Annotated in this window: 16 protein-coding genes and 2 tRNA genes; 3 read left to right on the plus strand and 15 right to left on the minus strand. The window is 60.2% G+C overall.

Annotation, left to right across the window (positions count from 1 at the left end):
- Positions 1–28: 28 nt before the first annotated feature.
- Entirely contained in the window at positions 29–898 is an 870-nt protein-coding gene (locus QOS90_RS25080) for an oxygenase MpaB family protein (RefSeq protein WP_027595016.1), read from the plus strand.
- 78 nt (positions 899–976) lie between these two features.
- Positions 977–3,907, plus strand: a complete 2,931-nt coding sequence (locus QOS90_RS25085) for a DUF748 domain-containing protein (RefSeq protein ID WP_085274236.1) — start codon at positions 977–979, stop codon at positions 3,905–3,907.
- A gap of 129 nt (positions 3,908–4,036) precedes the next feature.
- Here the strand turns inward: QOS90_RS25085 and QOS90_RS25090 are convergent, their stop codons facing one another.
- Complete coding sequence (locus tag QOS90_RS25090) at positions 4,037–4,450, minus strand: VOC family protein (RefSeq protein ID WP_027595018.1); 414 nt, start codon at positions 4,448–4,450, stop codon at positions 4,037–4,039.
- A 60-nt stretch (positions 4,451–4,510) separates the two neighbouring features.
- Between QOS90_RS25090 and QOS90_RS25095 the strand changes: the two genes are divergently transcribed.
- Entirely contained in the window at positions 4,511–4,813 is a 303-nt protein-coding gene (locus tag QOS90_RS25095; protein ID WP_027595019.1) for a heme-binding protein, read from the plus strand.
- An 80-nt stretch (positions 4,814–4,893) separates the two neighbouring features.
- Here QOS90_RS25095 and QOS90_RS25100 read toward each other — a convergent pair whose 3' ends face one another.
- From QOS90_RS25100 to folP, 14 genes are all read right to left on the minus strand, one after another.
- A complete protein-coding gene (locus QOS90_RS25100) occupies positions 4,894–5,244 on the minus strand; it encodes a BON domain-containing protein (protein WP_012274238.1) in 351 nt (116 codons plus the stop codon).
- Between the two features lie 264 nt (positions 5,245–5,508).
- Positions 5,509–7,614: a polyribonucleotide nucleotidyltransferase gene (gene pnp / locus QOS90_RS25105; protein WP_085274237.1), complete on the minus strand. Its 2,106-nt coding sequence runs from the start codon at positions 7,612–7,614 to the stop codon at positions 5,509–5,511.
- Positions 7,615–7,861: 247 nt separating this feature from the next.
- On the minus strand, positions 7,862–8,131 hold the full coding sequence (gene rpsO / locus QOS90_RS25110) for a 30S ribosomal protein S15 (protein WP_012274241.1): 270 nt from the start codon (positions 8,129–8,131) through the stop codon (positions 7,862–7,864).
- A gap of 147 nt (positions 8,132–8,278) precedes the next feature.
- Positions 8,279–9,196 carry a tRNA pseudouridine(55) synthase TruB gene (gene truB, locus QOS90_RS25115; RefSeq protein WP_027595021.1) on the minus strand — a complete coding sequence of 306 codons (918 nt, stop codon included), beginning with the start codon at positions 9,194–9,196 and terminating at the stop codon, positions 8,279–8,281.
- A 3-nt stretch (positions 9,197–9,199) separates the two neighbouring features.
- Positions 9,200–9,598, minus strand: a complete 399-nt coding sequence (gene rbfA / locus QOS90_RS25120; RefSeq protein ID WP_027595022.1) for a 30S ribosome-binding factor RbfA — start codon at positions 9,596–9,598, stop codon at positions 9,200–9,202.
- 116 nt (positions 9,599–9,714) lie between these two features.
- Positions 9,715–12,243 carry a translation initiation factor IF-2 gene (infB, locus tag QOS90_RS25125; protein WP_085274238.1) on the minus strand — a complete coding sequence of 843 codons (2,529 nt, stop codon included), beginning with the start codon at positions 12,241–12,243 and terminating at the stop codon, positions 9,715–9,717.
- A gap of 27 nt (positions 12,244–12,270) precedes the next feature.
- Positions 12,271–13,752, minus strand: coding sequence for a transcription termination factor NusA (gene nusA / locus QOS90_RS25130; protein ID WP_027595024.1), 1,482 nt, complete (start codon positions 13,750–13,752; stop codon positions 12,271–12,273).
- Between the two features lie 59 nt (positions 13,753–13,811).
- Complete coding sequence (gene rimP / locus QOS90_RS25135; RefSeq protein ID WP_033694237.1) at positions 13,812–14,270, minus strand: ribosome maturation factor RimP; 459 nt, start codon at positions 14,268–14,270, stop codon at positions 13,812–13,814.
- 130 nt (positions 14,271–14,400) lie between these two features.
- Positions 14,401–14,477 (minus strand) — tRNA-Met (locus tag QOS90_RS25140).
- Positions 14,478–14,576: 99 nt separating this feature from the next.
- Positions 14,577–14,662, minus strand: a tRNA-Leu gene (locus QOS90_RS25145).
- 20 nt (positions 14,663–14,682) lie between these two features.
- Positions 14,683–15,078, minus strand: coding sequence for a preprotein translocase subunit SecG (secG, locus tag QOS90_RS25150; protein ID WP_027595026.1), 396 nt, complete (start codon positions 15,076–15,078; stop codon positions 14,683–14,685).
- Between the two features lie 4 nt (positions 15,079–15,082).
- Complete coding sequence (gene tpiA, locus QOS90_RS25155; protein WP_027595027.1) at positions 15,083–15,838, minus strand: triose-phosphate isomerase; 756 nt, start codon at positions 15,836–15,838, stop codon at positions 15,083–15,085.
- 65 nt (positions 15,839–15,903) lie between these two features.
- Entirely contained in the window at positions 15,904–17,244 is a 1,341-nt protein-coding gene (gene glmM, locus QOS90_RS25160) for a phosphoglucosamine mutase (RefSeq protein ID WP_027595028.1), read from the minus strand.
- Positions 17,245–17,260: 16 nt separating this feature from the next.
- Complete coding sequence (gene folP / locus QOS90_RS25165) at positions 17,261–18,112, minus strand: dihydropteroate synthase (RefSeq protein ID WP_027595029.1); 852 nt, start codon at positions 18,110–18,112, stop codon at positions 17,261–17,263.
- Positions 18,113–18,119 lie beyond the last annotated feature (7 nt).

The following is an 18,119-nucleotide window of genomic DNA, read 5'->3' on the forward strand; positions in this document are numbered from 1 at the left end:
TCATGGCCGCCCTGAACGACAGGTCGCCATGGAAGCCCTTCGCCGCCGCATCGAAACCCAGGTCATGAGCCTTACCGGGCTGGCCCTCGGCCAGCTCGACCTGGAATCGCCCAAGGGCGACCCTGGGCTGTTTGGCCCGCAGAGCATCAGCTGGCAAGTGCACGGCGATTTCCCAAGCATGCTGGTCGGCGGTATCAGTGCCCTCATGCTGCAACTGCTGCACCCGCTGGCGTTGGCCGGCGTGTGGGACCATTCGAACTTTCGCCAAGACCTGCTCGGCCGCTTGCGTCGCACCAGCCAGTTCATCTCCGGCACCACCTTTGGCTCGACCCGCGACGCCGAATGGCTGATCGAAAAAGTCCGCACCATCCACCTGCAAGTCACCGGCACCGCCGCCGATGGCCGCCAATATGCCGCCAGCGACCCGGGGTTGCTGACCTGGGTGCATGTGGCCGAAGTCAGCAGCTTCCTCGCGGCCCACCTGCGTTACCGCAACCCGCACCTGCCCCGCGCCGAGCAGGATGCCTACTACAACGAGATTGCCCTGATCGCCGAACGCCTGGGCGCGCGCGATGTGCCGCGCTCCTGCCAGCAGGTCGAGGACTACCTCAGGCACATGCGCCCGCAGCTGCAGTGCGATGCCCGCAGCCATGAGGTGGTCGACATCCTGCTTGCCGCCCCGGCGCCCAGCCGCCTGGCACAACCTGTCGGTAAGCTCATGCTGAACGCCGGCATCGACCTGCTGCCCGACTGGGCCCAAGCCATGCTCGGGCTGCAGCACGGGCCATTGCAGCGGCGCCTGATCCGCCTCGGCCTGCAACGCACTGCGCCGGTTTTGCGCTGGGCCATGCGCGATGGCTCGGCGCACCGGGCGAAACGGCGCATGGGTATCGAATGAGGCGAATCGGTCGCCTCAGCGGAACTGATTTAACCTGCCATACTCCAAGCACTCCTGCTTAGACAGACGAAGCGACACATGTACAAAGGATTGATTCGCGCCCTCGGCGCCATGGTGGCTCTCGTAGCCCTCTACAGCCTGCTCGGCTTCCTCATTCTCCCCGGTGTCGCACTGCGCATTGCCAATCAGCAATTGACGCAATATGCCACCGTGCCTGCTCACCTGCAGCGCATTGAGCTCAACCCCTTCAGCCTCGAACTGACGCTGTGGGGCCTGCAAATTGGCGAACCTGGCAAGGAACAGGTCGGCTTCGAGCGGCTCTATGCCAACCTTGCGCTCGACAGCATGTGGAAGGGTGCGGTGCACCTGACGGCGGTAGAGCTCGACAAACCGCGCAGCGAAGTGCTGTTCGCCAAGGGCGGGCAGCTCAACCTGACCCAGTTGTTCAAGCTGCCGCCCAGCGAAGCCAAGCCCGAGCAGCCGCCCAGCGCCCCATTCCCGCTGCGCATCGGCAGCATCAAGCTCAAGGAAGGTTACCTGCACTTCCAGGACGAGCGCCCGAGCGAGCCGATCGAGTTTCTGTACGACAACATGAACCTGGAGCTGAAAAACCTCAGCACGCTCCCGGACGACAATGCCGACATGACCCTGGTAGCGAAGGGCCCGTACGGCGGGCAGATCGACTGGAGTGGCACCCTCAGCCTGTCACCCATTGCTTCCGAAGGCACCCTGAAGGTCACCGACGGCAAGATGAAGGCGTTCTGGCCGTATGTGCGTGACGCCGTGCCACTGGTGCTGGAAGAAGGCGTCATCAGCCTCGACACTCATTACACCTTCAACCTGTCCAAAGAGACCGAGCTGCTGCTGAACAACACCTCGGTAAAAGTGGCGCCGTTCGCCATCAAGGCTCCGGATGGCCGCCAACTGGTACGCCTGGCCAACCTGGAGGTCAGTGACACCTCTATCGACCTGGCCAAGCAAAAAGTCATCGTCGGCAAGATTCGCAGCGACAAGCTCGAAACCTGGGCCGCGTTGGAAAAAGACGGCCAGCTCGACTGGCAGAAGCTGTTCGCCAGCCAACCGGCCAAGGCCACGCCGAAAGAAAAGGCCGAGCCCGCCGCCGCCGAACCTACGCCTGCAGAAAAAGCCGCCCAAGCGCCGAGCAAGCCGTGGCAAGTGCTGCTCAAGGACGTCCAGCTGCGCAACTACAACGTGCACCTGGCAGACCGTAGCCAGAAAGAACCGGTGGCACTGGATGTCGGCCCGCTCAATGTCGACCTGCAAGGCTTCGACAGCCTCAACCAGTCGCCTTTCACGCTCAAACTCGACACCGGTGTGGGCAAACAAGGCAAATTGCAGGCTGCCGGCCAAGTGAATTTGGCGCCTGTCTGGGCCAAGCTGGATGTCAGCACACGCGACATCGACCTGCGTGTGGCCCAGGCCTACATCAGCCCGTTCATTCTGCTGGAGCTGCGCAGCGGCATGCTTGCCAGCGACCTCAAGGTCGACCTGAAAAGCACCGAGCCACTGGCCTTCAACGTCACCGGCAAGGCCCAGGTCAACCAGTTGCATACCCTCGACACGATCAAGAGCCGCGACTTCGTGAAATGGCAGCAGGTAAACGTCGATGGCCTGTCCTATGTGCACGGTGATGCCCTGTCAATCGACAAGGTGACCTTGCTGCAGCCCTATGCCCGCTTCATCATCAACGAAGACCGCACCACCAACGTCAACGACCTGCTAATCCCGCAGCCGGCCGATGCGCCGGCAGCCAAAGCCGCGAAACCGGCCAGCAGCGACAAGCCATTGGGCATCCATATTGGCCAGATCGATATCAATGACGGCTCGGCCAACTTCGCCGACCTGTCCCTTACGCCCAACTTCGCCACCGCCGTGCAGCAGCTCAACGGCCAGATCGGCACCATCGACAACCGCAAGCCGAACCCGGCCAAGGTGGACATCAAGGGCAAGGTCGACCGCTATGCGCCGGTCACCATCAAAGGCGCGCTCAACCCGTTCAACCCGCTGGCCAGCCTGGATATCGCCACCAGCTTCAAGCGGGTCGAACTGACCACGCTGACGCCCTACTCCGGCAAGTTCGCGGGCTTCCGTATCCGCAAGGGGCGGCTCAACCTCGACCTGCATTACTTGATCACCAACGGCCAGCTCAAGGCCGAGAACAAAGTGGTGGTTGAGCAACTGCAGTTGGGCGAGAAGGTCGACAGCCCAGATGCCGTGGACCTGCCGATCCGCCTGGCGGTCGCGCTGCTCAAGGACACCGAGGGCAAGATTTCCATCGAGTTGCCGGTGACCGGTGACCTCAACAACCCGCAGTTCAGCGTCATGCCGATCGTCTGGCAAACCCTGCGCAACCTGGTGCTGCGCGCGGCCCAGGCGCCGTTCAAGTTTATCGGCGGGCTGATTGCTGGCGGGGGTTCCGAAGACCTTGGCACTGTCGCGTTCGCCCCGGGCTCGAGTGAGCTCACGGGCGATGCCCAGTCCTCCCTGGACAAACTGGCCTCGGCGCTCAAAGAGCGCCCGGAACTGCGTCTGGAAATCGAAGGCACCAGTGCGCAGACCAGCGACGGCCCGCTGATCGCCCAGCAGCGCCTGGACCGCGAATACCAGGCCACCTGGTACAAGATCCTGCAACGTCGTGGCGACAAGGTGCCTGCCAATGCTTCGATGCTGGTGGTCGACGACAGCGACAAGCCGGCGATGCTCGAAGGCATCTACCGCACCCGCCTGAAGCAGCAACCACCGGCCGAGTGGGAACAGCTTGGCCGCGACGAGCGCACTGCCAAGTTGCGCGAGGCGGTGATCAAGTCCTGGGCCGAAAGTGCCGCGTTGCTACGCACGCTGGGCCAGGAGCGGGCCAGCAGCATCAAGGACTACCTGGTGGACAAAGGCAAGCTGGAAGATGACCGGGTGTACTTCATCGACACGACCCTGGGCAAGGCCGAGAGTGATGGCCGGGTAATTACACCGATGCATCTGGATGCCGAATGAGCCAGTGCTCGCCCCTTCGCGGGTAAACCCGCTCCCACAGGTGCAGCGCTATATTTGGAGGCTACACAGTTCGGGTGGGAGCGGGTTCACCCGCGAAGAGGCCAGTACAGTCAACCCAAGGCCATGCATTCAAACCAGCCGCTGCCCCGACACTGCCGGGTGATACAGCGGTTGCACCTTGTTCCCCGCCGGGTCCAGCAAATGGAAGCTGCGCGCCCCGTCACCGTGGTTGAACGGGCGGTCCAGCAGGGTCACCCCGTGCGCCTTGAAGTACTGGTACCAAGCCTCCAGCTCCTCCACGCTGTCGACGATGAAGCCGTAGTGATCGAGCGTCTGCAAGCCATTAGCGGCCCCGGCGCCGCGCCCCAATGACAGGTTGTCGTTACCGCAGGTCAGGTAGACCAGGTCTTCATTGGCGCGGTTGAGCACCTCCATGCCCAGCACGTCGACGTAAAAGCGCTCGCACTCCTCAAGGTTGGGTACCAACAAGGCAATATGGCGCAAGCCGTTCAAGCGACCAGGGCGTTCAGGCAATTCAGACATTGGCGCGACTCCATTTTTGTATACAATTTACAGAAGAATGTAAAACAAAAGGAGTGCCATGTGTATAGCCTGTTTATCAAGACACGCGTGAAGCCCGGTTGCGCCGAGGCTTTTCTGACGGCCATCAAGGTCAATGCCGCTGCATCAGTGGCCAACGAGCCAGGGTGCCTAGTGTTCGACGTCTCCCAGGACCGCCTAGACCCCGAGGTCATCTACCTCTACGAGATCTACCAGGACGACGCCGCCTATGAAGCACACACCCAGACGGCACACTTTCGCGACAGCCGCCCACTGGTTGAGCCGCTGATCGCCGAGCAGGACTGCTTCGAAAGCGATGTAATCGCCCGCAACCCGGGCTTTTGAAGCAGCCAAAGAAAAGCCCCGGCAGGTTGCCGGGGCTTTTTGTGTTGGTGGCCAAATCCTTTTGGCCGACGGGACGTCCCTTATTCGGACTTCAGGCCATCAGCCGAAACGGCCTGAACACCTTTGATCTTCTTGGCGATGGCAACTGCCATCTCTTTCTGCGCGTCAGTCACTGCCACATCAGAGGACAGCGAAACGACACCCTTGTTGGTTTCAACCTTGATGTCGCTGCCAGGTACACCTTTCTCGGTCATCAGGTCAGCCTTCACCTTGGTGGTGATCCAAGTATCGGATGTAGCTTCCTTGGCTTTGGTCACCTCACCGGCCGCCAGCGTCATAGGGGCCTGGGTGGACTGTTGGGCAAATGCCGCATTAGCCATGGTCAGGGTCAGAGCGGTAGCAGTAGCGGCAGCAATGGCGAACTTCTTCATGTGAGTCACTCCTGTTTTTCGAAAGGTCTGCGCCGTTGTTCCTGGCTGCAGGTATGAAGGTAGTTGCATGTGCTGTGCCAGCTTTTCCGCTTCGCTTAAACGCTTATAAATCAATGACTTAGCATTTTCATCCAGTTGCATGAGTCGTGCATTTTGCAACCTGCGAGGTAAACCTGCGTGCAAGATGCAACTGTACAAAAGGTTCCCGTCAGGCGAAAAAAAAAGAGCCCCGAAGGGCTCTTTTTTCTATTGCGCGTCAGTCGCTTAGACGCCGGAGGCCTTGGCCGCGGCAACGTCTTTGATCGACAGCTTGATACGGCCGCGGTTGTCCACGTCCAGTACCAGCACTTCGACTTCCTGACCTTCTTTCAGAATGTCGGTGACTTTCTCAACGCGAGCATCGCTCAGCATGGAGATGTGCACCAGGCCATCCTTGCCAGGCAGGATGTTGACGAAGGCACCGAAGTCAACGATGCGCTCGACCTTACCCACATAGATCTTGCCGATTTCGGCCTCGGCAGTGATGCCCAGGATGCGCTGACGGGCTGCTTCAGCTGCTTCCTTGGTTTCGCCGAAGATCTTGATCGAGCCGTCGTCTTCGATGTCGATCGAAGCCTTGGTCTCTTCGCAGATGGCGCGAATGGTGGCGCCGCCTTTGCCGATGACGTCACGGATCTTGTCGGTGTCGATCTTCATCGCGATCATGGTCGGAGCGTTGGCCGACAGCTCGGTACGCGACTGACCGATGATCTGGTTCATCTGACCGAGGATGTTCAGGCGCGCTTCCAGGGCTTGGCCCAGGGCGATTTCCATGATCTCTTCGGTGATGCCGTTGATCTTGATGTCCATCTGCAGTGCAGTAACGCCTTTGGCGGTACCGGCAACCTTGAAGTCCATGTCGCCCAGGTGGTCTTCGTCACCCAGGATGTCGGTCAGGACCGCGAATTTCTCGCCTTCCTTGACCAGGCCCATGGCGATACCGGCAACCGGCGCCTTCATCGGCACACCTGCGTCCATCAGTGCCAGGGAAGCACCGCAGACCGAAGCCATCGAGCTGGAACCGTTGGACTCGGTGATTTCCGAAACCACACGGATGGTGTACGGGAACACGTCAGCGGCAGGTAGCATGGCCTGGACCGAGCGACGGGCCAGACGGCCGTGGCCGATTTCGCGACGGCCAGCACCGCCCATACGACCACACTCGCCAACCGAGAACGGCGGGAAGTTGTAGTGCAGCATGAAGGGGTCTTTCTTCTCGCCTTCGAGGGTGTCCAACAGCTGGGCGTCACGGGCAGTACCCAGGGTCGCAACGACCAGGGCCTGGGTTTCGCCACGGGTGAACAGCGCCGAACCGTGAGTCTTCGGCAGGACGCCGACTTCGATGTTCAGCGGGCGAACGGTCTTGGTGTCACGGCCATCGATACGCGGTTTGCCGTTGACGATGTTCTCGCGAACGGTGCGGTATTCGATTTCGCCGAAGATTTCTTTGACTTCGGAAGCCGATGGCTGGCCTTCTTCACCGGAGAACTTGGCGACCGCCTGATCGCGCAGCTCGCCCAGGCGCGCGTAGCGGTCGGCCTTGACGGTAATGGTGTAGCCCTGCGAAACGCCTTCGCCGAATTCGGCGCGGATGGCGTTGAACAGCTCGGTGTTGGCAACGGCAGGTTTCCAGTCCCAGGTCGGCTTGGCAGCTTCGGCGGCCAGCTCTTTGACAGCCTGGATAACAGCCTGGAATTCGTCGTGGGCGAACAGAACAGCGCCCAACATCTGGTCTTCGGTCAGCTCTTGGGCTTCCGATTCAACCATCAGAACGGCGTCGGAGGTACCGGCAACGACCATGTCCAGGCTCGAGGCAGCCAGTTGCTCGTAGGTCGGGTTCAGCAGGTAGCCGGTGCTTTCGTGGAAAGCAACGCGGGCGGCGCCGATCGGGCCTTCGAACGGAATGCCGGAGATTGCCAGGGCAGCCGAGGTACCGATCATCGCAGCGATGTCCGGATCGGTCTTCTTGCTGGTGGAAACCACGGTGCAGACGACCTGGACTTCGTTCATGAAGCCTTCAGGGAACAGCGGACGGATCGGACGGTCGATCAGGCGCGAGGTCAGGGTCTCTTTCTCGGAAGGACGGCCTTCACGCTTGAAGAAACCACCTGGGATCTTGCCGGCGGCGTAGGTCTTTTCCTGGTAGTGGACCGACAGAGGGAAGAAACCCTTGCCTGGATCGGCTTGCTTGGCACCGACCACGGTCACCAGCACGGTGACGTCGTTGTCTACAGTGACCAGCACTGCGCCGGTGGCCTGACGGGCAATACGGCCCGTTTCGAGAGTAACGGTCGATTGACCGAACTGGAATGTCTTGATTACCGGGTTCACGGTTTCCTACCTTTTCAGTGGCTCTTGGGGGAACTGGTTTCTTGCGAATTCTTGGGCAGAACGGGGAATCGGCCCCATTGACCGTCCAGATACAACACGAGGCTGGGAGCCTGGCCGAAGCGCGGAAAACCGCACAACGTAACCAGGCTGCCAGCCTCGGAGATACGCATGGCGCGCCCAAAGACAACGCTGCCAGGCAGCGTTGCCAATGCATGAGACGCCATGCACACCACTGACCAGGCCGCTATTAGCGACGCAGGCCCAGGCGACCGATCAGGGCGCTGTAACGAGTGGTGTCTTTGCCCTTCAGGTAGTCCAGCAGCTTACGACGCTGGTTAACCATACGGATCAGGCCACGACGCGAGTGGTGGTCTTTACCGTTGGCCTTGAAGTGGCCTTGCAGCTTGTTGATGTTCGCGGTCAGCAGAGCAACCTGAACTTCCGGGCTACCAGTGTCGCCAGCTGCTTGCTGGAAGTCGGTAACGATTTGAGCTTTTTCTTCAACGCTGAGGGCCATTTGGCTTCTCCTGATAACGGATCCCGCGAACGGGGTCCAATAGGCCAGGGACAAATCCCTGTATTAATAAGAAAGGTGTGACCGTGCCTACTGACAGCCACCCTTGACTCCGTAGGGTTCAGCCGAAGCCTCGCCCTGCGGTTTCGGTCATTCCGACCGAATCAACCGACGTGGCGCAATGCGCCCGTCTTCACTCACTTCACCGATACCGATGAAGCGCGCGTTGTGATCTTGTACCCGGACCATGCCAAACTGCGGCGCATCCGGCGCGCGTACTGCCTGCCCATGCAGCCAGTAGAACGCACTGTGTTCAGACAGGCTGACCATTGGCCAGTCCTGCAACCCGCTGTCGGAAGGCATCAGGAAGCGATCAAGCGCTTCGTTGCCGCCTTCGGCATGGGCCTGTTCGAGTGCTTCGAGGGTCACCGTCTGTGCCAGTGCGAAGGGCCCGGCCTGGGTCCTGCGCAACTCTGCGACATAGGCGCCACAGCCAAGGGCTTCGCCGATATCCTCCACCAGGGTGCGGATATAGGTGCCTTTGCTGCATCCTACACTGAGCCGTGCACGGGTGCCTTCGCACTCGAGCAACTCCAAGCGGTTAATAGTAACAGAACGCGCCTCGCGCTCCACTACCTCTCCAGCACGTGCCAGTTTGTACAGCGGCTGACCATCGCGCTTGAGTGCCGAGTACATCGGCGGTATCTGGCTGATCGGGCCGCGAAAACGTGGCAGCAGGGCCTCGATGTCGGCACGACCAACGGTCACCTCACGGGTCTGCAAAACCTCGCCTTCAGCATCGGCAGTATTGGTAGTCTGCCCCATCTGCATGACGGTTTCGTAGCCCTTGTCGGAATCGAGCAAGTACTGCGAAAACTTGGTCGCTTCACCGAAGCACAGTGGCAGCACGCCGGTGGCCAACGGATCGAGGCTGCCGGTGTGGCCAGCCTTCTCCGCATTGAGCAACCAGCGGACCTTCTGCAGTGCCGCGTTGGAGGTAAAGCCGAGCGGCTTGTCGAGCAGGATGATGCCGCTGACGTTGCGGCGAATACGTTTGACCTGGGCCACCGCTTACTCCTTGGTGTCCAGCTCGTCGGTATCCTTGTGCAGGCGGTCTTCGGCCACTGCACGCTCGATCAGCGCCGACAGGTGTACACCGCGGCTGACGCTTTCATCGAAGTGGAAATGCAGCTGGGGGACGCTGCGCAGTTGCATCGAACGCCCCAGGTGCAGACGCAGGAAGCTGGCAGCGCTGTTCAGCGCCTTCAGCGACTGCTTCACGGCGTCTGGCGTTTCCTCGCCCATGACGGTGATGTACACCTTGGCATGGCCCAGGTCGCGGCTGACGTCCACGGCAGTGATGGTCACCAGACCCACACGTGGGTCCTTGACTTCGCGGCGGATCAGTTCAGCCAGCTCGCGCTGCATCTGATCACCGATACGTTGGGTACGGCTATATTCTTTGGCCATTCTTGCTACCTGTAACTTAAAGCGGCAAACGCCCGGTCAGGCTGATGCCTGACCGGGCGCTACCTATAAAGGCGCCGCCAACCGCCCTGTAGCGGGGGCTTGCGGCAAGCTCGCCCTTAGAGGGTACGAGCCACCTGGACTTTCTCGAAGACTTCGATCTTGTCGCCGACCTTGACGTCGTTGTAGCTCTTGACGCCAATACCGCACTCCATGCCCGAACGTACTTCGGCAGCGTCGTCCTTGAAGCGACGCAGCGATTCCAGCTCGCCTTCGAAGATCACAACGTCTTCGCGCAGTACGCGGATCGGACGGTTGCGGTACACGGTACCTTCGATGACCATACAGCCAGCGATGGCGCCGAACTTCGGCGAACGGAACACGTCACGTACTTCGGCGACACCCAGGATGTTCTCGCGAACATCGCTGCCGAGCATGCCGGTCAGGGCTTTCTTGACGTCTTCGATGATGTCGTAGATCACGTTGTAGTAACGCATATCCAGACCTTCCTGCTCGACGATCTTGCGCGCACCGGCATCGGCACGCACGTTGAAGCCGAACAGCACCGCGTTGGACGCCAGCGCCAGGTTGGCGTCGCTCTCGGTGATACCACCTACGCCGCCACCGATCACGCGAACCTGAACTTCGTCGTTGCCCAGGCCGCCGAGCGAACCCTGCAGTGCCTCCAGGGAACCACGTACGTCGGTCTTGAGGACGATGTTGAGGGTCTTCTTCTCTTCTTGACCCATGGTCTCGAAGATGTTTTCCAGCTTGCCAGCGTGAGCACGGGCCAGCTTGACCTCGCGGTACTTGCCTTGACGGAACAGGGCAACTTCGCGGGCTTTCTTCTCGTCAGCCACCACCGACAGCTCGTCACCGGCTTCCGGGGTACCGTCCAGGCCAAGGATCTCGACCGGGATCGACGGGCCAGCTTCCTTCACAGGCTTGCCGTTCTCGTCGAGCATGGCACGTACGCGGCCATAGTTGGAGCCGCACAGGACCATGTCGCCCTGACGCAGCGTACCGTCCTGAACCAGGATGGTCGCCACTGGGCCGCGGCCCTTGTCCAGACGCGATTCGACGACGACACCACGACCTGGAGCGGTCGGGGTAGCGGTCAGTTCGAGGATCTCGGCCTGCAGCAGAACGGCTTCGAGCAGTTCATCAACACCGGTACCCATCTTGGCCGAAACCTTGACGAACGGCGTGTCACCACCCCAGTCCTCGGAGGTAACGCCTTCGACGGACAGCTCGTTGCGAATGCGGTCGAGGTCAGCACCTGGCTTGTCGATCTTGTTCACTGCGACAACCAGTGGGACGCCAGCAGCCTTGGCATGCTGAACGGCTTCACGGGTTTGCGGCATCACGCCGTCGTCCGCCGCCACCACCAGGATGACGATGTCGGTCGCCTTGGCACCACGAGCACGCATCTGAGTGAACGCAGCGTGGCCCGGGGTATCGAGGAAGGTGACCATGCCGCGGTCGGTTTCCACGTGGTAGGCGCCGATGTGCTGGGTGATACCGCCGGCTTCGCCAGCAGCAACCTTGGCACGACGGATGTAGTCGAGCAGCGAGGTCTTACCGTGGTCAACGTGGCCCATGACGGTAACGACCGGGGCACGCGATTCGGTTTGGCCTTCGAACTTCAGCGATTCGGCCAAGGAGTCTTCCAGGGCGGTATCGCTGACCAGGGTCACCTTGTGGCCCAGCTCTTCTGCGATCAGCTGAGCGGTTTCCTGGTCGAGCACCTGGTTGATGGTAACCGGGGTGCCCATCTTGAACATGAACTTGACCACTTCAGCGCCCTTGACGGACATCTGGTTGGCCAGTTCCGAGACCGTGATGGTCTCGCCGATGGTCACGTCACGGATGACGGGGCCGGTCGGGTTCTGGAAGCCGTGAGCATTACGCTTCTTCAGCTTGCCCTTGCCACCACGACCACGACGAGCGCCATCGCTCTCTTCGTCGGTGGTACGCGGAGCAGCACGCGGAGTCGGCGCCTTTTCCTTTTCCTTGACCTTGACCTTGATCGACACACGAGGCGCTTCGCCACGACGACGGTCGTCATCGCGAGTGCGGCTTTCGTTGCGACGGGTCTCGTCTTTTTTGCGTTCGGCGGCACGTGCGGCGGCATCTTCCGATGCAGGCGCGTCAGCGACTACAGGTGCCGGGGCAGGTGCAGCAGCGCTAGCAGCGGCAGCCGGTTTGGCAGCTGGGGCCGCAGGGGCGGCATCAGCGTGACGACGGGCCTGCTCTTCATTGCGCTGGCGAACTTCGGCGTCAACCTTGTCGCGCGCAGCATTTTCGGCCGCACGGCGCTCGTCTTGCTCGCGTTTTTGCTCAGCCTGGATTTCTTCCGGGCTGCGCTGAACGAATACTTTCTTCTTGCGTACTTCTACGCTGATGCTTTTGCTACCGGCGACACGCAGCGTGCTGGTGGTCTTGCGCTGCAAGGTAATCTTGCGCGGCTCTTCCGCCTTGCTCTTGTGGCTGCTTTTCAAATGAGTCAGCAGGGTCTGCTTCTCATTGTCGGTCACTACCTGACCGGCGTCGGTGTGCGGCAGACCTGCCTCACGCATCTGCTGCAGCAGGCGCTCTACCGGTGCCTCGACCTCTTGGGCCAGTTCTTTCACCGTGACTTGCGTCATGCACTTCTCTCCTCAGGCCGCGCCTAATTACTCGAACCAGTGGGCTCGGGCGGCCATGATCAACTTGCCGGCACGCTCTTCGTCGATGCCGTCGATGTCGAGCAGGTCGTCAATCGACTGCTCGGCCAGGTCTTCGCGGTTAACCACGCCGCGCACCGCCAGTTCCGCCGCCAGGTCCTTGTCCATGCCCTCAAGGGAGAGCAGGTCTTCGGCCGGATGGGCGTCTGCCAGTTTTTCTTCGGTAGCGATGGCCTTGGTCAACAAACGGTCCTTGGCTCGAGCGCGGAGCTCATTGACGATATCTTCGTCAAAGCCATCGATGTTGAGCATTTCTTCCAACGGTACGTAGGCAATTTCTTCGAGGCTGGTAAAGCCTTCGTCGACCAGCACTTGGGCCAGCTCCTCGTCGACTTCCAGTTCATCGATGAAATTGCGCAGGATGTCACCGGTTTCTGCTTGCTGCTTGGCCTGGATGTCCTTTTCGGTCATCACGTTCAAGGTCCAGCCGGTCAACTGACTGGCCAAACGAACGTTCTGACCGCCACGACCAATGGCCTGGGCAAGGTTGTCTTCGGCGACGGCGATGTCCATGGCATGGGCATCCTCGTCAACGATAATCGCCGCGACTTCAGCCGGCGACATAGCGTTGATGACGAACTGCGCCGGGTTATCGTCCCAGAGGACGATATCCACACGCTCACCACCCAACTCTCCGGATACGGCTTGGACGCGCGAACCGCGCATGCCGATACAGGCACCTTGCGGGTCGATACGCTTGTCCTTGGAGCGGACGGCGATCTTGGCTCGCGACCCCGGATCACGGGATGCAGCCATGACTTCAATGAGACCCTCGGCAATTTCCGGCACTTCGATGCGGAACAGCTCGATCAGCATCTGTGGCGCAGTGCGCGACAGGATCAACTGAGGGCCACGGTTTTCAGTGCGGATTTCCTTGAGCAGTGCACGCAGGCGCACACCCACACGGAAAGTCTCGCGGGGAATGATGTCTTCGCGAGCCAACAAGGCCTCGGCGTTGTTACCCAGGTCAACGATGACGTTGTCGCGGGTAACTTTTTTGACGGTACCGGAGATGATTTCACCCACGCGTTCGCGGTAGGCATCGACCACCTGGGCGCGCTCGGCCTCACGGACCTTCTGCACGATGACCTGCTTGGCGGTCTGGGCGGCGATACGACCGAACTCGATAGACTCGATCTTCTCCTCGATCACGTCACCGACCTTGGCTTCAGGGTGGGTCTCGTGGATCTTGCTCAACCAGGTCTCGATCGCCGGATCATCAAGATCGGCTTCATCGACCACGGTCCAGCGACGGAAGGTCTCGTAGCTACCGGTGTGGCGGTTGATTTCCACACGCAGGTCGACTTCGTCCTCAAAACGTTTTTTGGTTGCAGTGGCCAGGGCCACTTCCAGCGCTTCGAAAATGACGCCGGGCGGTACACCTTTTTCGTTGGATACCGATTCAACAACCAGCAGTACTTCTTTGCTCATCGTACGCCTCGCCTTGCGCAAGCCATTGGGCCCGGATAGTCCGCCGGGCCCGGCACGTCTCAGTCAAAACTGGGAATAATATTGGCCTTGTCGATCGAGTCGATCGGCAACAGGAACTCTTGATTGTCCACCTGGACCACCACATCCTGCTCCTCCACACCGCGGAGAAGGCCCTGGAAGTTACGACGACCCTCGAAGGGTGAGCGCAGCTTGATCTTCACTTGTTCGCCGGCATGCGAGGCAAACTGTTCCAGAGTGAACAGCGGGCGATCCATGCCTGGAGACGACACTTCAAGGGTATATTCACTGCTGATCGGATCTTCCACATCAAGAATGGCGCTGGCCTGACGGCTGACCGCTTCGCAGTCGTCAACCAGGATCCCGTCTTCCTTATCGATGTAGATGCGCAGTACCGAATGCTTACCCTGGGAAACGTACTCGATCCCCCAGCACTGATAGCCCAGACCCTCGACAACCGGGGCCAACAAGGCCTGCAACTGTTCTAGCTTGCTCGACACCTGAACCCCCTCGTGCATGCTGTGCAAATAAAAAATGGGCGAAGCGCCCATCCCTGAAAGCGCCGTTGGACAACGACGCCGAAAACTGTTCGGCTAGCAAAAAGCCCCTGAAAAGGGGCTCCGCTGAAGCTGGTTGCGGGGGCTGGATTTGAACCAACGACCTTCGGGTTATGAGCCCGACGAGCTACCAAGCTGCTCCACCCCGCGACAAAGCTGGGGCGAAAGTATAAGACTGAACCCAGTGCTGGGTCAATCCGACCTCCACCTACAAGAAAGCCCGCATAAAGCGGGCTCTCTTGCTTCAATTGGTACCGAGAAGGGGACTCGAACCCCTACACCCTATGGGCACAACCACCTCAAGGTTGCGTGTCTACCAATTCCACCACCTCGGCAATACTACATTTGAAACCCGTTACTTCTGCTCTTCTGCCGGAGGAGGTACATCACCCGTTGTAGGGGCGGTTTCGCTCTTCTGCTGTTGGAGCACCGGTACATCATCATTTACTGCCGGCTTCTGCTCTTTCACTTCCAATACTGCTGGATCTGGAAGGCCCGCCTGGGTCAGCTTGTGAGCTTGTTCCTTGGCGAAGTATCCTAACCCAAGTGCTGTCAAAAAGAAAGTGGCAGCGAGTATTGCAGTGAATTTACTTAGGAAGGTTGCAGAACCTTGGCTTCCGAACACAGTGTTTGAGGCCCCTGCGCCGAAAGATGCACCTGCTTCCGCACCTTTACCCTGTTGTAACAGTACCAGCACTACTAGCGACAGCGCTGCCAACAGATGAAAAACAACGATGACTGTTTCCAGCATTTGTTCAGTTTCCTGCGGCGCGACAAATTGCACCGAATTCGTCTGCGTTCAGGGACGCTCCACCAATGAGCCCCCCATCGATATCCGGCATGCCGAACAGTTCGGCCGCATTGGCCGCCTTCACGCTGCCGCCGTAGAGCAGCTGCACCTTCGCAGCCACTTCAGCATCTTCTGCCGCCAGCTGACTACGGATGGCGGCGTGCACATCCTGAGCCTGCTGTGGCGTGGCCGTTAAGCCAGTGCCGATGGCCCATACAGGCTCATAAGCAATTACTGCATTGGCAAAAGCCTTAACACCGAACGCTTCGATGATACTGCTTAGTTGACGCCCGACAACTTCGAGTGTCTTGCCAGCCTCGCGCTCTTCAAGGGTTTCCCCTATGCACAGCACCGGCTTCAAACCTTTAGCCTGTGCGGCTGCAAACTTGCGGTTAAGCACTTCGTCGGTTTCACCAATGATCTGGCGACGTTCCGAATGCCCAACCAACACCAACTTGCAGCCCACTTCGGCCAGCTGTTCCGGACAAACTTCGCCGGTCAGCGCACCCTGTTCGGGTTGTACAGCAGAATTCTGTGCGCCGACAGTTATTTCTTTACCTGCCAGGCCATCAATCACTTGATTGATGAACAAGGCCGGCGGAAACACCGCGACTTCCACTCCGCTCGGCAGGGCGAGATTGCTCAAGCCCTCGGTCAGCTCAGCGACGCTGGCGCGGGTACCGTGCATCTTCCAGTTACCAGCTACCATAGGGCGACGCATGCTTTACCTCGTCGGTCAAAGTGGGCGCAGATCTTACCCAACCAGATCTGCGCTGGCAAGCGCCTTCAGACACAAACTTCGCCGACCAGTTTCGCCAGCGCTTCGGCATGGGCGCGAACCTGACTTTCGTCATCGCCTTCGACCATGACGCGCACCAACGGCTCGGTACCCGACTTGCGCAGCAACACACGCCCGCGACCAGCCATCGCCTCGGTCACCTTGGCACTGGCTTCCTTGACTGCTGGGTGCTCCAGCGGGTCGACCTTACTTGCCCCGTAGCGCACGTTGATCAGCACCTGTGGGCACTTGCGCAGGGCCTGACGGGCCTGGGCCAGGGTCTCGCCGCGACGCTTGAGCGCCATCAGCACCTGCAGCGCGGCAATGATCGCATCACCGGTGGTGGTGTGGTTGCAGCACACGACATGCCCGGAATTTTCGCCACCGATCAGCCACTCGCGCTCGAGCAGCTCGGCCATGACGTAACGGTCGCCGACCTTGGCCCGCACAAACGGGATATCCAGATCCTTGAGCGCGAGCTCAAGGCCCAGGTTGCTCATCAGCGTACCCACTACCCCGCCCTGCAGCTTGCCGCGGTCGTGCAGATCACGCGCGATGATGAACAGCAGTTCGTCACCGTCGATGATGGCACCGGTGTGGTCGACCATCAGCACCCGATCGCCGTCGCCGTCAAAGGCGATGCCCAGGTCAGCATGACCGACCAGCACGGCCGCCTGCAGCGACTCGATATGGGTCGAACCGCACCCTTCGTTGATGTTCAGGCCATCTGGCTGAGCATGCAGAATGGTCACGTCAGCACCCAGCTCGCGGAACACGCTCGGCGCGACCTTGTAGGTGGCACCATGGGCACAATCGACCACCAGCTTGAGGCCTTCGAAGCTGGTGCTCGAGGGCACGCTGCTCTTGCAGAACTCGATGTAGCGGCCGGCGGCGTCGTTGATGCGCGAAACCTTGCCCAGCTTGCTCGACTCGACCACCGTCATGGGCTGATCGAGCAATTCCTCGATCATCAACTCGACTTCGTCAGGCAGCTTGGTGCCTTGCCCGGAGAAGAACTTGATGCCGTTGTCGTCGTGCGGGTTGTGCGAGGCACTGATGACGATACCGGCTTCAGCGTGGAACGTACGCGTAAGGTAGGCGATGGCCGGTGTCGGCATCGGCCCGAGCAGCATCACGTCGGCACCGGCTGCAGACAACCCCGCCTCAAGTGCGGACTCGAACATGTAACCGGAAATACGCGTGTCCTTGCCCACCAGCACACGGCAGTGGCCCTGTTTGCGGAAGGCCATGCCGGCGGCCCAGCCGAGTTTCAGCATGAAGTCCGGCGTGATCGGGTATTCGCCGACGCGGCCACGAATGCCGTCGGTACCAAAGTATTTTCTGCTCATAGCGGCTCCAATGTTCTTATTCGGCGTTTTGTACCGCAGCGATCATGCGCACTACATCGACAGTTTCGGCCACATCATGAACGCGAAGGATGCTCGCGCCCTTGGTCATGGCCAACGCTGCCAGCGCCAGGCTGCCGTACAGACGCTCGCCGACCGGACGATCCAGCGTCAGGCCGATCATGCTCTTTCGTGAAACGCCCACCAGCAGTGGGCGCCCAAGGCGATAGAGCGCTTCCATGTGTTTGAACAGGCTTAGGTTATGCGCCAATGTCTTGGCGAAACCGAAGCCCGGGTCAAGAATGATTTTGTCTGCAGGGATGCCCGCCGCAGCACAGGCGGCCATCCGCTGTTCAAGATATCGCGTTACGTCGGCCGTCACATCATCGTAGTGCGGGTCGTCCTGCATATTGCCCGGCTCACCGCGCATATGCATCAGGCACACCGGCAGGCCGGTGTCCGCCGCCGCATCAAGCGCGCCATCGCGCTCCAGGGCACGAACGTCGTTGATCAGGCCAGCCCCCAGCCGTGCGGATTCACGAATGACCGCAGGCGTGGAGGTATCGACCGAAATGACCACGTCCAGACGACTGTTGATCGCCTCGACCATCGGTGCCACGCGTTCGATTTCTTCGATCACGGACACCGCGCGCGCGCCAGGGCGCGTCGATTCGCCACCGATGTCGATCAGCGTGGCGCCCGCGGCAACCATGGCTTCGGCATGGCGCAGCGCAGCATCGCGCTGGCTGAAGCGCCCGCCATCGGAGAATGAGTCGGGGGTGATATTGAGAATACCCATGACATGGGTACGCGACAAATCAAGAACCCGGTTGCCGCAAGGCAACCGGGTTGGGTACTGCACTGAACTCATAGATGCC

It is taken from the genome of Pseudomonas sp. LAIL14HWK12:I10 (assembly GCF_900184205.1).
In the GTDB taxonomy this organism is placed as follows: Bacteria; Pseudomonadota; Gammaproteobacteria; order Pseudomonadales; family Pseudomonadaceae; genus Aquipseudomonas; species Aquipseudomonas kermanshahensis.